At 67.0% G+C, this 14,227-nt stretch carries 12 protein-coding genes and 5 pseudogenes; 5 read left to right on the top strand and 12 right to left on the bottom strand.

All coding sequences use genetic code 11. The features are described 5' to 3' along the window. Positions 1-118: 118 nt before the first annotated feature. Positions 119-1,397, bottom strand: a pseudogene (locus GA0115254_RS34780) (IS701 family transposase). A gap of 35 nt (positions 1,398-1,432) precedes the next feature. Between GA0115254_RS34780 and GA0115254_RS34775 the strand changes: the two are divergent. Continuing rightward, positions 1,433-1,971 (top strand): annotated as a pseudogene (locus tag GA0115254_RS34775) (transposase). Positions 1,972-2,045: 74 nt separating this feature from the next. Here GA0115254_RS34775 and GA0115254_RS34770 read toward each other — a convergent pair. The 3 genes and pseudogenes from GA0115254_RS34770 to GA0115254_RS47980 all read right to left on the bottom strand — a co-directional run. Beyond that, entirely contained in the window at positions 2,046-2,423 is a 378-nt protein-coding gene (locus tag GA0115254_RS34770) for a hypothetical protein (RefSeq protein WP_093899241.1), read from the bottom strand. Positions 2,424-2,545: 122 nt separating this feature from the next. Continuing rightward, on the bottom strand, positions 2,546-2,767 hold the full coding sequence (locus GA0115254_RS34765) for a hypothetical protein (protein WP_093899240.1): 222 nt from the start codon (positions 2,765-2,767) through the stop codon (positions 2,546-2,548). 105 nt (positions 2,768-2,872) lie between these two features. After that, positions 2,873-3,160: pseudogene (locus GA0115254_RS47980) on the bottom strand (aromatic-ring-hydroxylating dioxygenase subunit beta); the annotation flags it as partial. Positions 3,161-4,492: 1,332 nt separating this feature from the next. Between GA0115254_RS47980 and GA0115254_RS47290 the strand changes: the two are divergent. After that, positions 4,493-4,708, top strand: a pseudogene (locus GA0115254_RS47290) (IS630 family transposase); the annotation flags it as partial. Between the two features lie 147 nt (positions 4,709-4,855). Here GA0115254_RS47290 and GA0115254_RS34745 read toward each other — a convergent pair. The 7 genes from GA0115254_RS34745 to GA0115254_RS34715 all read right to left on the bottom strand — a co-directional run bounded on the left by GA0115254_RS34745 (position 4,856) and on the right by GA0115254_RS34715 (position 11,853). Continuing rightward, a complete protein-coding gene (locus tag GA0115254_RS34745; RefSeq protein WP_093899237.1) occupies positions 4,856-5,602 on the bottom strand; it encodes a GNAT family N-acetyltransferase in 747 nt (248 codons plus the stop codon). A 231-nt stretch (positions 5,603-5,833) separates the two neighbouring features. Continuing rightward, on the bottom strand, positions 5,834-7,351 hold the full coding sequence (locus tag GA0115254_RS34735) for a UbiD family decarboxylase (protein ID WP_093899236.1): 1,518 nt from the start codon (positions 7,349-7,351) through the stop codon (positions 5,834-5,836). Further along, complete coding sequence (locus GA0115254_RS34730) at positions 7,348-7,941, bottom strand: UbiX family flavin prenyltransferase (RefSeq protein WP_093899235.1); 594 nt, start codon at positions 7,939-7,941, stop codon at positions 7,348-7,350. Before GA0115254_RS34730 ends, GA0115254_RS34735 begins: the two co-directional genes overlap by 4 nt. A gap of 21 nt (positions 7,942-7,962) precedes the next feature. After that, complete coding sequence (locus GA0115254_RS47975; RefSeq protein ID WP_370740995.1) at positions 7,963-8,340, bottom strand: nitrilase-related carbon-nitrogen hydrolase; 378 nt, start codon at positions 8,338-8,340, stop codon at positions 7,963-7,965. Next, entirely contained in the window at positions 8,244-8,912 is a 669-nt protein-coding gene (locus GA0115254_RS34725; RefSeq protein ID WP_141720971.1) for a nitrilase-related carbon-nitrogen hydrolase, read from the bottom strand. Before GA0115254_RS34725 ends, GA0115254_RS47975 begins: the two co-directional genes overlap by 97 nt. Next, positions 8,897-10,228 carry a M20 family metallopeptidase gene (locus tag GA0115254_RS34720; RefSeq protein WP_093899233.1) on the bottom strand — a complete coding sequence of 444 codons (1,332 nt, stop codon included), beginning with the start codon at positions 10,226-10,228 and terminating at the stop codon, positions 8,897-8,899. The genes GA0115254_RS34725 and GA0115254_RS34720 overlap by 16 nt, the downstream gene beginning before the upstream one ends. Then, the gene (locus GA0115254_RS34715) at positions 10,225-11,853 is read right to left on the bottom strand and encodes an amidohydrolase (RefSeq protein WP_370740993.1); all 1,629 of its coding nucleotides are present in this window, start codon (positions 11,851-11,853) and stop codon (positions 10,225-10,227) included. The genes GA0115254_RS34720 and GA0115254_RS34715 overlap by 4 nt, the downstream gene beginning before the upstream one ends. On the opposite strand from GA0115254_RS34715, the pseudogene GA0115254_RS47970 reads away from it, so the two are divergent. From GA0115254_RS47970 to GA0115254_RS34710, 3 genes and pseudogenes are all read left to right on the top strand, one after another. Then, positions 11,758-12,213 (top strand): annotated as a pseudogene (locus GA0115254_RS47970) (hypothetical protein); the annotation flags it as partial. The gene GA0115254_RS34715 and the pseudogene GA0115254_RS47970 overlap by 96 nt on opposite strands. Before the next feature lie 162 nt (positions 12,214-12,375). Then, positions 12,376-12,669, top strand: a complete 294-nt coding sequence (locus GA0115254_RS46855; RefSeq protein WP_256102931.1) for a hypothetical protein — start codon at positions 12,376-12,378, stop codon at positions 12,667-12,669. 57 nt (positions 12,670-12,726) lie between these two features. Further along, positions 12,727-12,999, top strand: a complete 273-nt coding sequence (locus tag GA0115254_RS34710; protein ID WP_093899231.1) for a hypothetical protein — start codon at positions 12,727-12,729, stop codon at positions 12,997-12,999. Positions 13,000-13,157: 158 nt separating this feature from the next. Here the strand turns inward: GA0115254_RS34710 and GA0115254_RS34705 are convergent, their stop codons facing one another. Further along, positions 13,158-13,757 (bottom strand): hypothetical protein, encoded by a 600-nt coding sequence (locus GA0115254_RS34705; RefSeq protein WP_141720968.1) that lies wholly within the window; start codon positions 13,755-13,757, stop codon positions 13,158-13,160. Positions 13,758-14,227 lie beyond the last annotated feature (470 nt).

Raw genomic sequence — 14,227 nt, 5'->3', positions numbered from 1 at the left:
ATGATAGTAGGGCTTGGTCATGTTGGTGCGGGGTCTGGCATGTCGCGGTGACAGGTGGGGCAGGCGCCGGTCCAGATCACGAGGAGTATCTGCAGCTCGCGGACGACTCGGTAGAGGCTCAGGCCGACGCCGTCTCTTTCGGGGATCGGCTCAATCGCTGCAGGGTGCAGAAGGCGTGGGCGACCGAGACGAGGGTGACGTGGTGATGCCAGCCTGGCCAGGTTCGGCCTTCGAAGTGGGCCAGGCCCAGGGCCTGTTTCATCTCGCGGTAGTCGTTCTCGATGCGCCGGCGGAGCTTCGCGGCGCGCACGAGGACGGGCAACGGGGTGGTTGCGGGCAGGTTGGAGAGCCAGAACTGCACGGGCTCGTCCTGGGCGGCGGGCCATTCGGCCAGCAGCCAGCGGACCGGAAGCTCGGTGGCGGCCGTGGCCTTGCGGATCTCACGTCCGGCGGGCCGGATCCGCAGGGCCACGAAGCGCGAGTACATGCGCTTGTGCCCGCTGCGGCCACTGCCCGGCCGCGATCCCTCCCTCCACCGCACCGGCCGCGCGGAAGATTTGCCGGCCGCGATGACCAGGCTCTTCACCGTCTGTGCCGGCTCGGGGTAGGCAGGAACCGGCCGTCGGCCCCGGCCGGGGCAGGCCGGGGTGCACGGCTGTGCGTCCTCGGGTTGCGCGGTGGTCGTGGTAGAGATGCCCACCACGTAATCGAGACCGCGTTCTTCCAGGCCGAGCCGGAAGGTGGCGGTCCCCGTAGCCGCCGTCGGCGATGACCTGGGGCACCTCGATGCCCCAGGACCGCGTCTCGTCGACCATGTCGAGGGCCAGCTGCCACTTCTCGACATGGCCCACCTGGGCGGGGATGGCGCACTTGTCACGGCGGGCCACTTTGACCGGATCGGCCTTCGGCGAGGCGGGATCCCAGCTCCCGGGCAGGAACAGACGCCAGTTCACCGCCGCGGAGGCACCGTTGGAAGCCAGGTGCAGCGAGACTCCGGCCTGGCAGTTGGTGACCTTGCCCGCGGTGCCGGTGTACTGCCGGGTCACGCACGCCGACGCGTCCCCGTCCTTGAGGAACCCGGTGTCATCGATGATCAACGCGGTGGGCTTGACGACCGGCTGCATACGCCAGGCCAGACGGGCCCGCACATGCGCCGCATCCCACGGGCTGGAAGTGATGAAGTGGGCCAGCGCCTGCCGGTTCCCGTCTTCGCCCGGACGAGCGGCCAGCGGCTCCACCGACTTACGCCCGCCGTCCAGCAACAGGCCCCGCAGATAGACCCCGCCCCACTAGACCCCGCCCCACCGTCGCTGATCCGCCCGCGCGAACGGCTCGAACATCTCCGCCGCGAAGTCCTCCAGATCACACCGAACCGCAGCCAACTCCTCACCCAGCACACCCGATCAACGACGCAACCGATCAAGAAGACGCCGTGGCCGAGCCTGTCCGTGTGTGCGGGCTGACCGACCAGGAAGGGCAGAAACTGCAGCAGATCGTGCGCCGCGGCAGCACCAGCTCGGTGCGCTACCGGCGCGCGATGATGCTTTTGGCGTCGGCTGGCGGGAACCGGGTGCCGGTGATCGCCCAGCTGGTGCAGGCCGATGAGGACACCGCTGCCCGCCCGGACGGCGCACCGATCTACGTGATCACAGACAACCTGTCGCCCACAAGGGCACCGACATCCGCCGCTGGGCGAGGAAGAACAAGGTCGAGCTGCGCTTCACCCCGACCTACGCCTTCTGGGCCAACCCGATCGAAGCGCACTTCGGGCCGCTGCGGCAGTTCACCATCGGCAACTCCAACCACCCCAACCACCCCGTGCAGACCCGGGCCCTGCACGCCTACCTGCGCTGGCGCAACGCCAACGTCCGCCACCGCGACGTCCTGGCCGCTGAACGCAAGGAACGCGCCCGCATCCGCAGCGAAAAAGGCATCCGCTGGGGCGGACGCCCCCTCAACACCGCAGCCTGATCAACCGCGAACCGCAGCCCCGGAGCGCCGAACGGGGCAAGTTCAGGAGAAAGACGGCGCCGGAGAAGGATGTCCTAGGAGGCGGACGGCTCGATCTCCCCCGCGAAGACGATGACCTGGTCGATGAGGCTCCGCCGCAGATGGACGACGTCCGTTCCCGCCAGGCGGGGGCCTCCATCCGGCGTGGTGAAGACCCACTGGTACCGGGCCCACTCGTTAGGCATGTCCACCGCTGAGCAGCGCACCATCGTACCGGTCCCTGCCGGGTGGCGCCTGATGTCCAGCACAAACCGCTCGACCGCCTCGATCCCTTCGCTGCGACCCAATGGCCCCCAGAAGACCACGTCTGAGGTCAGGGCCCGGGAGAGCAGGACAGTCACATAGCTGTCGTCCGAGGCGTTGAACGCGGAGATGAACGTGTCGATTGCGGAGCGCGCGGTCTCTTCCTGCATGCCCCAGTAATACCAGACCGTTTCGCGTGCGCTCGTCCCGTGAGCCGCCTTCCGGTCACGGTGAACCATCCCGGTCACAGCACTAGCCGAGCACGACGGCGCGGCCAATACCCGAGCCCGCGTCATCGCCCCGGATTCCGTGCGAGCAACCGCGTGTTCAGCTCGGACTCCTGGAAGCTCAGGCAGTCCAGCGAACCCGCTCCCAGCAGCACCCGGCTGCCGCGGCGCGGCAACCAGATCTCCGACCGCATGCCGTAGCGGGTCCGGACGCGCCGTACGACGACGTCGGCGAATTCGATCGCGACGACGACCGGACCATCGTCCCCCGAGTCGGACGGATACATCGGCGACGTCGCCGACCGGCGGACACTCGATCAACGGCTTACGGCGCGACCCCATCATGACCACCTTTCCTTCGGTGCCGCGGCACCCGCATCAGATGAAAATGGCTATGTTGTGGGCTTTGACCAACGACTGGTCCAGCACCGCCCACCGGCGGGCCGGCCACCATCCGGCCCGGTCGGGCGGAGCGTGTCCTTACGGAACAACGAGAACAGGCTGAGTGTGGCCTCGTCGCCCCGGCTGCACCAGACCAAGCAGTTCGAGGAGATGAGGTGCTCCCACGGCGGCACGACCGAATCGACGACGTTGGCGATGTAGTGCCGGGTGCACAACGGTGGCTGCTCGGCCCACGCGAAATCGGTCCCCGACCGTCGGACCCGCACCTCACGTGTCTGCCAGGTGTCGTTCGGAGATCCGCGACGTCGGTACGAACTCCCGGCCGGCGAGTCCCTCGCACGTCACCCGCACCGGCACCTCGTACCGGACATCGTCGGCCAGGAACTCCAACCAGTCAGTGCGCCGTCGAACATCCCGATCTCGTCGCAGCCGCAGTCGTCGTGGATTCGCCCTATGGTCTACCCGACCTCGAGGCGTCCGGACGATGGCGGCCACTCATCAATGCGCTGGGAACCGACAACGGGCTAGAGCACGTTGCTGGCGCGCTCGCCGCGGTAGAGGGCAAGCAAATACCCAATGCCTTGAGAAAATGGCATCAGCGGCGAGTCCTGGGCGCGGCCCCGAGGTGATGCGGCCCATATTGGAGACATTCCTGAGGGAGGGCTCCGTCGCAACACGTTCAGGCGCCGACGAGTACCTGCGGAGAAGGCGATGCCCCGTCCTCACCGTCCACACACACCCGGCACAGGCCGCCTGGGAAGAAACGACCTTCGCCGACCCCCGCAGCCGGTCCCTCCACTGGCCGGAGGCCGGACACTGGCTCCACCAAGAGCGAGCCGACGACTTCAACGACCTCATCCTGAGGTGGCTGACAGAGCTCCAGACCAACTGACCGGACGCGGCAACATCAGCGGGAATCACCCAGCGGAGAAGCCGAGCGAGCCGTTGGCTTTCTTGAAGGAGAAGCTCCCGCCACCTGATTCTGGATTCTGCGATGCGACCAACCGGCGTCTTGTACTGCAGCGCACGGCGCTTGTCGTTCGCCCAGCGGCTGCGACGCCCGTTCAACGGACCGAGATGCGAGGCGAGGGTATTGCCCGCATTCTCGGTCGGGGCGTCGACGGTGGTGATTCACTCCTCGCTGTGGGCGCCCGTCATGAGACCGGCGAGGTCTTCCGGCGACCGAGGACCGCTACGTGGAGGATGTCTGGGCGGGCTGACACGCCCCCTGCACCCCACCCCACCGGAGGGCGGGACATCACCGCACCCGCTCCGCCCTCCGGTTGCAAGGTGTTGAAGTTTCACCGAGCACCAGGAAGCCCTGCCTGTCTCAGCTGTACAAAGTCGAGGTCCCAAAGTTCAACTCGCCCGCCGTATCACGCGTTTGCCTCGCCCATGCATACGGGAACGCTGCGAACCAAGCGGACCGGAACAGGCGCTGTCCCCCGGACGCGACGGACACAGAATGGGCGGAGATCTGGATGCTGCTGCCAGCACCGGCCTGGATAAAGAGCCGGGAAGGCAGGCCAGAGGGCCCCTATGCCGCATCAGGCAACGTTCGCCCTGGCTGCATCTTCGTTCGGCGTACGCTCGGCCTGTCTATCGAATGCGACCACGACTACACCGCCAAGAAGGCCCGCGTCGAGCATCTCTACGCGAGCGTCGACGGCGAGGTCGTCCCCGAGGGAGGGAAGCCCGAAGTCGTTTTCTGCCTGGACGAGTTCGGGCCGCTCAACCTCCAGCCCCACCGCGGTCGGCAGTGGGCCGATCGCGGCGGACGCCACAAGGATCCCAGCCGCAGGCCCCGGCCCCTGCCCCGGGCCACAGTGGGCCCGTCGGTCCAGCAGCCTATGGGCCCTGAGCAAGATCGGTCATCGGACCTGTGCTCTCCCCTGCGCCGATGGCGATCACGCCTGGCTTCAGGGCCGCTACAAAATCCGGTTCAGCTCACTGGCTGCACGGGGTTTCGAGACCTACGGCACTACGACAGTCAGTGATGTACCAATCAGCTGAAAACCGAGCTTCTCGTACACGTGGCGGGCTGGATTCGCATCGCTCACGACGAGCGAAATGTCGGTCAGCCCGTCGGCCGCAGCAGCGCTGAGCACCCGACGCAGCAGATCGGCGCCAAGGCCCGCGTAGCGGGCTTCGGGCCGGCGGAACACGTCCGCGATCCACGGTAGTCCGTCACGGTCGGTGATAATCGCCCCAGCCACAACACGGTCCGTCTCGTCCACCACCAGGGCGCTGCACGGAAGGACCGGTCCGAGAACGGAGCCCGCCAGCATCGGTGCCAGGAGCTCGTTGAGCGCTTCTTCGTCGCTGCCGGAGTGGTGGTCGGGATGATCGGCAGAAAAGGCGGCTCGCCATGCCGGGAACACCGCATCGGCATCGAGGTTGCAAGGGACTGCCCGAAGTCCGTTTCCGAGGGCGCATGATGACCAGTCGGCCGGTGGCGGACACGCGACCAAGTCCCTCCGCATTTCATGGGCGTGCCGCATCACCCGTGCGCCACGGCGCAGCAGTTGCTCACCGAGTTCCACGGATCCCGAGACTGCCCATCCGGACATGCCGGAGACGATGGTGTCCACGGGGTCGGGGCCGACCACTTCGGCCAGGTCCGCCCATGGGTGCCCCTCCCGAACACCCTGCAGATAGGTCAGGACCGGCACACCCTGCCCATTGGTCAGTGTGTGGCGCTGCTCGTCGTTCTCAGTCACTCTTCATCCTTGAAAGATCATGCGTACTTTGGCGTGCGTATTCTGCGGTTCCGCATCCGGTGTCGCAACAGAATTTCCGCAATGTGTGCAGTGAACAATTCACCGATCCCCATGAGGGTCGAACAGGCCGTCCCGATCGCCGTATCGGCGGGCTCGACCAGGAATCCGCCATGCACCGTGCCCACCTTGGGCTGCCCACCGCTGGGTGGGTACCGGGCGCCGGACGCGACGTCACCGCCGACCCGGTTGGCGTGAGGTCCCCCGAATCGGCGTAGTCCCTCCCGTTCCGCTTCCCGTTGCGGTGATCGAGGGCAGGTTCCACCCGGCGACGCGTTCCTCGACCCGTCGCTTGAGGTCGTCCGGGTAGCTGGTTGTGAAGTCGCTGCGCAGTGGAATGTCCTGCGGCGCGAGCTCCACGGGCCATGTGCAGTCGAGCAGCACGTTGGCGCCGCCGACGCCCAGGGCCTTGTGCGGTCCGGACGGCAGATACGGTTGGAGAGGCGCGTTGTAGAAGCCCGGGTAGACATGGATATCGCGAGCCGGGTGGCACTTGGCGACGATCGCGTGCATGACGGCGCCGGTGTCCATCGGATCCACGTCGGTGTTCACGACGATGACATAGGGCGTGAGTTTGCTACCGGTCGCGTCGGACCAGATGGTGGCGGCGATGCGCTGCGGCAGACCGGCGATGGGAGTGTCGGTGGATACCACCACGGCCATGCCGTTGCCCGCTACGGGCACGCCGACCTTGGCGACGGGGAGCCTGGCCTGCAGGAGGACGCGTTTGAAGTTCGCTGCCATCTGGATGTGCGGAAATACCATGTCCATCGGGATGCCCATGCTGCACGTGGGCAGGACGGCCCGGTCGCGGTAGGTGATGGCGGTGACGCGGACGACCGGGGCCGGGGATGGGTCGGAGACGAGATATCCGGGATATTCGGCGAATGGCCCCTCGGGCAGCACGTCACCCGGGGAAACCGTGCCTTCGACCACGATCTCGGCGTCGGCTGGAACCATCAGGTCGACGGTCTCGCATCGTACGAGCTCGACCGGGCGGTCGCGCATCCCGCCCGCGATGTCGGCCTCGGAGACGCCGGGTGGTGCGCCGGGGCCGCCGAGAATGGTGTAGAGGGGGTCGCCGCCGAAGAACATGGCATACGGCATGGGTCGGTCCTCGCGGTGCCAGGCGGCCATGATTCGACCACCGTGGTTGATCGCCGGATGCAGGGTGATGCCCAGGGCCCGTGGTCCGTGGATCATGCCGCGGTACAGGCCCCAGTTGGTCCAGTCGCTGTCGGGGTCCTTGGTGACGCTGACGCCGAAGGTACCCAGGTACCGGCCTCCGTCGCCCGGGTGACCGTGGACTGCGGGAAGCGCGTTGAGGTTCGCGTCGTCCCCGAGCAGAACGTTCTGTTGGCACACCCCTTCTGAGGCGATGACGGGTTCGAGGGTGCGGCCGAACCTCGTGAGGTACGAATCGATGATGTCGTACACGTCGGTATCCGCTGGCAGGCCGAGCGCGACGGCGATGCCCGGGAACGTTGCGAACATGTTGGCCGCCAACCGCATCCCGGGAATCGAGTCCTTCACCCGGCTGTAGACCGGCCCGGGAAGGCCGGACTCGAGCAGATACCGGTTGATCGCTCCGGCCTCGAGATACCAGTCGACAGAGTCGTCGACGTGGTGCATCAACCCCAGCGCGGTCAGTTTATCCAAGTACGATCGGAAATCGCTGCCTGTGTTGTTCATCGGTTCTCCTCGGGAGTCTTCCAGCGGACGAACAGGTCCTGGCCGATGCCGAACTGGTCGAGGATCTTGCCCGCGGTCTGCCGCAGGATGTCGTCGACGGTCCGTGGCCCGTGGTAAAAGGCCGGCACCGGCGGTAGCACCGTGGCTCCGGCCAGGGTCACCGTCTTCATGTTCCGTATGTGGATCAGGCTGAGCGGAGTCTCACGGACGGCCAGCACGAGGGGCCGACGCTCCTTCGATGTGACGTCAGCGGCCCGAGTGAGCAGGTTGTCGCTGTTGCCGGTGGCCACCGCAGCCAGTGTGCGCACCGAGCACGGCACAACGGCCATGCCCACTGTCTGGAAGGAGCCCGAGGATATCGAGGCCGCCAGGTCGGCGGGATTGTGGACGACTTCGGCGAAAGCGGCCACATCCCCGACGCTCAGGTCGGTCTCCAGCTGTATGCATCGTCGAGCGCCGTGCGAGATGACCAAGTGGGTCTCCACAGTTCCTGCTTCGGCCAGCGCCCGGAGCATCGCGATACCGAGCTGCGGCACGCTCGACCCCGAAATGCCGACGACCGGGCGGGGCTTGCCGTGCGCGGAAGTCATCGCGCCTCCTTTCGACCGCGGTCATGGGCGAACACAGTGGGAGCTATGGCTGCTGCCCAAGGGCTGCGACGATGTCCGGGTCGCCATTTCCCGCGGAAGTGATGTACGGACTCGGTGCACGTACGTTGTTGAACAAGCCGTTCGATGTTGACGCAGTGGACGTCGTCGACCTCGGCGTGCCGACCGGGCTCCTGGACGAGCCAGGGGCCCGGTGTTCGGGCACACCGTGTACAGCCCGTTGGAGTGCGCGTGCGCCCGGTTCTGGAGCAGCCAGGTGCCACCGGCGTCGGAGCTGGCCGTGGTCATCGGAACCGCCTCGCGGGGCCGGTATACGACCTCCGCGCCGTTGAACGCCAATGCGTGCACGGCTTCGGGATATTCGCCGTCGCTGCAGCACAGGGTGCCGTTGTTGCCGATGTCCGGGGTTCGCAGCACCGGAGAGAAGGCCTCGATGTCGTCATCGAACAGTTCCACCCACCGGTCGTGGACGTCGTGCGCAGTACATGAGTGCTCCGGGCATCACACGTGATTCTTCGCCGCTCGGTGGTGATCTCACCTCGCGGCGAGATCACCACCATGACGTTGAAGAATCGATCGTCGATCATCTCGGGCCGGCGGGCTTTGCACTGAACGACGATGTAGGTGTCATACAGCCGCGCGAGTGCGGGTAGACGGTCGGTCTCCGGGCCCGGGATGTCGATGAAGAGCTCTCGTGCGCAGTGTGCGTGCGGCAGATCGGAGATCTCGTCAGCGAAGCCGGTGAGCGCGCCTTCGGCCACAGCGATGAGCCTTACGGACAGGTTGATGCCGACGATCGACACCGCGGCGTGGACGGTCTCCTCGATCGTGTCGAGATTGCGCGCGATGTGGTCACGCGCTCCGACGCCGTGGACGATGGTCGACAATCCGATCGCCATGTACGGTGCGATCGGCGAGAGTTCGGCCGTATCGTTGTTCATGCCGCACCGCACCACTCGATCGCCGCCACCGCGTATGCCTTCGCGGCACCGACCATCTCGTCAATCGCGCACCGTTCATCGACGGCGTGTGCCATGACATGGGCGCCCGGCCCCAGCCCGACGGCGGGTATGCCGACGGCGGTGAACCATGTGAGATCGGAGGCCGAGGGGAACGGCAGCACATCGCCCGGGCCGGCGAACGAGGTACCGAGGGCCGCTTGCTCGCGAGCGGCGCGAACCGTTCGGCAGAGCGGATGATCCCGGTCGGTCCGCCCGCCCGGATAGTGCATCGGCCAGTCGATGCGCGGAGGGTTGACGCGCAGCCAGGCATCTTGCCGCACGATGTCCCGCACCGTGTGCACGATCTCCGACCGGATCTCGGGCACGCCTGTCGCGGGCGGGTAGAAGATCGCGTATTCGAGGGTCGTCCTGTCGGGGATGAACGCGACGTTGCGGCTGCCGTGCGCGGCGCCATCGACCACGTTCAGACCGATGGTGAACTGGCCCTTGTCGAAAAGCGGGTCCGTCCGGCTCTCGACCCATTCGGCCTCGAGCCGGCGCAGCCCGTCGTGGATGCGCAGAGCGGCATCGATCGCGCTGGCGGCGACGGGGTCGGCGGCGTGTTCGTCGGCCACCATCTGGGCACGCATGCGTGAGCGCATCGACGCGTGCCCGCTGCGCCCTGTCACCGCGATGCGCATGATCAGCACGCCGGGAGTGGCCGGCATGACTGTCAATGGCCGGTCGGCACCGGTGGGCTCAGCGATGATCGCCGCGTCGGCGGTGAAGCCACGGCCCAGGACGGCGGAGGTCCCCAGATGGTGTTCGAGGTTCTCCTCGCCGACCACTCCCTGCAGGATCAGGTCACCCCGCAGTCGTGTCCCGGTCTCGGTCAGTGCTCTGGCGGCGAAGGCCTGCGCGATCAGTCCGCTCTTCATGTCCGCCGATCCCCGGCCCCAGACATGGGTCTCGTCGATGAACGCCGTGAAGGGGTCGTGGGCCCATTGCACGGAGTCGTCCGCCGGTACGACGTCGACATGGCCGTTGAAGATCAGTGAGCGCCCGCCGCCACTGCCGCGTACCACGCCGACCACGTTGTCCCGGCCCGGCACCTCGCCGAACAGCTCGGTCTCCGCGCCGGCCTGCCGGTACAGCCTCGCCAGCAACCGGGAGACCTCCGTTTCGCCACCGACCAGATCGTCATAGTCCTGATCCGGGTAGGTCGGGTTCACGCTTCGGATGGAGACGGCCTCTGCGAGCGTGGCCACCATCTCCTCGCGCATGCTGTCGATGCGGGCGAGCACCCGGTTCGCCGGGTCGGCGGTCATGACGTCGCCGCCTGCGTCCCCTCGGGCGGGCAGGAGAGTTCCCCGCTGTCATGGACGGTCCTTCCGCCCACGAGCGTCCGCAGCACCCTGGTACCACGAAGGTCTTCCACCGGGCAGGTCACCGGATCGCGATCCACGATCACCAGGTCCGCATGGTTTCCCGGCGCGAGCGAACCGATCTCGGGCCAGCCGAGCACGCTCGCCGCCCCCGTCGTCCACATGCGCAGCGCCTCGGTGCGCGAAAGCTTCTGATCCGGCCCGTCATTGCGGTGATCGCTGCCCGCGAAGCGGTGCGTCTGCGCCAGTTCGATCTGCTCCCACGGATTCTTCGGCCCCCAGTCCGAACCGCCCGCCAGATCAAGCCCGATATCGGTGAGACGGCGCAGCGGCTCCAGGTCGCGCCAGACGTGAGTTCCCATGCGCTCGCCGTACATCGCGCCTTTGCCCCAGGCGAATCCCGCGCTGGTCGTGACCTGGAAACCGAGTTCCGCGTATCGGCGGGCCTGCTTCGGCGTGATCGTCATGGCATGCTGGAGAATCCAGCGCTGATCACGGAAATCGTGTTCCCGCACAACGCGTTCCGCGATGTCGAGAAAATCGTCGTGCTCGCGGTACGCGCCGAGGCACAGGTTCGCGCGGATGCCGTTGGTGGCACAGAACCTGATGAAGGTGTCCTCCTTGTCCAGGGACAGGAATCGCACGCCACGGGTAGGTCGGCCGAAGGGGTCCGCGTAGGGCTCGTAGGTCGCGAAGAATCCCGAGAAACAGGGGCCGCCCGGGCTGAGCGTGAGCCCGCTGACCCGCAGCATGTCGTCGCCATCATCCGAGATCTCGGCGACGAGCTGCCCGAGGCGAGCGGCGAATTCGCCGTGCGGCAGCGGGTCGAACGGATAGAAGATGACCGACTCGGCGTCCAGCGTCGCCATCACGCGAAGGGGGAGGGCGTCGGTCGCGCGCAGCTGTCGGTAGAGCGCGATGTGTTCCGGTTCCATCGCGTGCCCCTCGTACACGGTGGTCACGCCCTGCGCCGCATAGCGCGCCAGCTCCGCGGTCGTACCGGCGACAGCGTTCTCCACGCTCGGTTTCGGCAGCTTGGTCAGGATCTGTCCCCAGAAGGGGTCGTAGGTGTAGTAGTTGGTGACAGGTCCGCGCAGGATTCCGGTCAGGTCACCGGCTTCGTTCTTGTCGATCTCGACGTCGCAGACCCGGTCGGGGATGAACGAGGTGAGCCCGACCGCGCGCAGGCCCGCGCTGTTGAACGCGACCACGTTCGGCATGCGCGGCGCCCACGCCTGGATCAGCACCGGATGGGCGTCGGTCGCCGAGTCGAGGGTCCATCGATCGGGCAGACGCCGTTCGGCCAGGTCTCGTTCCGAACGGCGTATGAAGTAGTGCGGCTCACCGACCGGTGTGCACATAATCCACTTCCCCGGTGGCGTGTTCGCGGCCTCGGCCCGGATGCGCGCCACGATGTCCGCGTGATCGACAGCGTCGGCGAGGTCGACGAGCCCGCCCGCCATCGTCCCGAAATGCACGACATGCGGATGGGTGTCGATCAGGCCGGGCATCACTACGCCGCCTTCGGCATCGATCTGTCGGGCGTCGGGCCCCGCCGCTTCCACCATGGCGTCCCGGTCCCCCACAGCGAGCACGCGCCCGCCGGACAGCACCAGCGCCTCGGCCTCGGGTGCGCTCGGATCGAGCGTACGCACCCGCCCACCTGTGATGATCGTGCTGGTCATAGCTTCCCTCCGCGGTTGACGGTGGTGTCGGATGAACACACGGTAGCGCAGAAGTTCTCCATATGGAGAAAAACTTTCGCCGTCCACGCCGGTACGATGAACTCCGTGACAACGCCCATGCGCGAGCCGCAGACGGACCGAGGGGCCGCCCGCCGCGAAGCTCTCCTGGACGCCGCGACCCGACTGCTGGCACGGGAAGGCGCGCGCGCCTTGACCCACCGGGCTATCGCGGCGGAGGCCGGCACCACCCACGGCATCGCCCGCTACCACTTCGGCACCCTCGACCAGTTGCTCGACGAAGCCCTGCGACGACTGGCCACCCGGCAGATCGATGAGGTGCGCGTACTGTTCCACCAGCTGCCGGACGTCGATATCCCGCAGCGGATCACCCGCATCGTGCAGTACGTGACCGGATCCCTGGCCCATGACCGGGACTCCGGCATCGCCCGGTACGAGTTCTTCCTGGAAGTCGCTCGCCGCCACCAGCTACGGGCCAGCCTCAACGAATGGGGAGTCGCCCAGCGGGCGGCCTTCGCCGGCGAACTGCGCGGGGCCGGATCCGCAGACCCCGAGGCCGACGCTGCGGATCTGCTGACCATCATCAATGGTCTGCTTTTGGAGCAACTCGCGCTGCCCATCGACGACTTCGAAACCACCCGGCTGCGACCGGCCGTCGAGCGGTTCTTTCCGGAGGGCTGATCACTGCGGCGCGGCGTCTGGGCGCTGATGGACGATGCGCTTGCTCACGCGCGAAGCGTGGAGGCCAACGACTCCGAAGGAATCGACCGCGGCGCCTCAAACGATGACTGGCCTTCTTTGTCCCGCCCGTGCGATCGGCTCACGCGAGCCCGCTCGGCCAAGGAGAAGCTGTATGAACGCGCTCTGCCCTCACCCAACGAGATCAGAATCAAGGTCGAGGCTGCGGAGCGGATGGTGGCCCGGGCAGAGGAGCGTCTGGCCGCGGAGACGGCGGCTCACCAGGAGAAGCTGAAGAAGTACGAAGGCCGTGCCGAGGCGATCGGGCGGTAGGTCGCCGCGGGGCAAAAGGGTCGGCCACTGGTCTCGATGGAGCACAAGACCGTCCTGGTGCGGCGGAGTGAGCTCTGCGAAGCCGCGGCCGTCGCGCAGAACGCCCTGGGACGTGATGCTCCCGGTGATGGTGACCAGGAAGGGCCACCATCCCGGCTTTACTTCACCCGCGGGGCTATGGCCTTCGCCAGTGCAACAACATCGGCGAATTTGCCGTACTTGTTGTCGGAACTCACGGACAGCACCCGGTCACCGATCTGCATCACGACGAACTTCTGACCGACGTAAATGGTCCGGTCGACCTTGACGAGCACGCCTCCCTCCGCCGGGCCGTCAACCGCGCTGACCGTCACCGTCACCGGGCTGAGCTGCCCCGAGGAGCTCTGCTCATAGGTGCTCCCGCAGACGCCCTCCAGCACCTTCAGCCTGCTGAGCACCCTCGCAGCGTCACCCGCGGGGTAGGAGTTCACCGCGACCCCGACCTCGTGGGACGACGAGTCGACGACCCCCACGCTGGCGTACGCGGCCGGGCTGCCGACGGCCGCTCCCGTTCCGTGGCCGGCCAGTTGGTCACAGTCGGAGAGCATTGTCGGGCTGGGAGCGGCGGATCGCGGCATCTGCGTCGGGCCGCTGTCCGCCTCCGTGAAGACGGAGGACAGCTTCCAGCCCGTAGGCAGGGTGCTGTTGGTCGGCAGGTAGGTCTTCAGGACCGACCCCGGCACCACGTTCGGGTCCACGGTCGGGGTCGCAGGCGTCACCGGCGACGGGCTGGCGGCGGGACTGGCCGCTGCGGCCGACCTCCCCGCCGGCGTCCCGGCCGCCGGCTGCTCCGCCGACTGCGAGCTACAACCCGCGCAGATGACGGCCACACACACAGCCCCGGCAACCGCGGAGAATCGGAATGTATCCATCAACACCTCGCCTCCCTACTCTGCATGCCAGCACACCAGGCTGACATGCCCGCCGCACCGAACCGCAGGCGGGATTGGTTGAAGCAGCCTAGTTGTCACCAGTGAGGCACGCGGCAATTCGGCATCCTTTCCGTCACCAGTGACGAAGATCGGGGCCTCTGGCTCGCTGAGGCGATTCCATGAGGCCATGGCAGGACATCACGCTGGGTTGGAAAGGGCAGTAGAAACCCACGTCAGGCTGTGTCAGCTGACAACTCAGCATCGATGGGATAGCCGATCTCGACGACCACACCGGGATGTCGGGAAGCGATCGGGCG

Origin of the sequence: Streptomyces sp. Ncost-T10-10d, assembly GCF_900091955.1 — a bacterium.
Lineage (GTDB): Bacteria > Actinomycetota > Actinomycetes > Streptomycetales > Streptomycetaceae > Streptomyces.
The sequence above is the reverse complement of the archived record's forward strand: the minus strand, read 5'-3'. Positions and strand labels throughout refer to the sequence as shown.

Bases quoted from the DNA above. Each gene is read 5' to 3' on its own strand.
- GA0115254_RS34765 (WP_093899240.1), bottom strand. From the start codon at position 2,767: ATGTATCCGTCCGACTCGGGGGACGATGGTCCGGTCGTCGTCGCGATC.
- GA0115254_RS34715 (WP_370740993.1), bottom strand. From the start codon at position 11,853: ATGGTGGAAGCGGCGGGGCCCGACGCCCGACAGATCGATGCCGAAGGC.
- GA0115254_RS34770 (WP_093899241.1), bottom strand. From the start codon at position 2,423: ATGCAGGAAGAGACCGCGCGCTCCGCAATCGACACGTTCATCTCCGCG.
- GA0115254_RS34720 (WP_093899233.1), bottom strand. From the start codon at position 10,228: ATGACCGCCGACCCGGCGAACCGGGTGCTCGCCCGCATCGACAGCATG.
- GA0115254_RS34730 (WP_093899235.1), bottom strand. From the start codon at position 7,941: ATGACTTCCGCGCACGGCAAGCCCCGCCCGGTCGTCGGCATTTCGGGG.
- GA0115254_RS34735 (WP_093899236.1), bottom strand. From the start codon at position 7,351: ATGAACAACACAGGCAGCGATTTCCGATCGTACTTGGATAAACTGACC.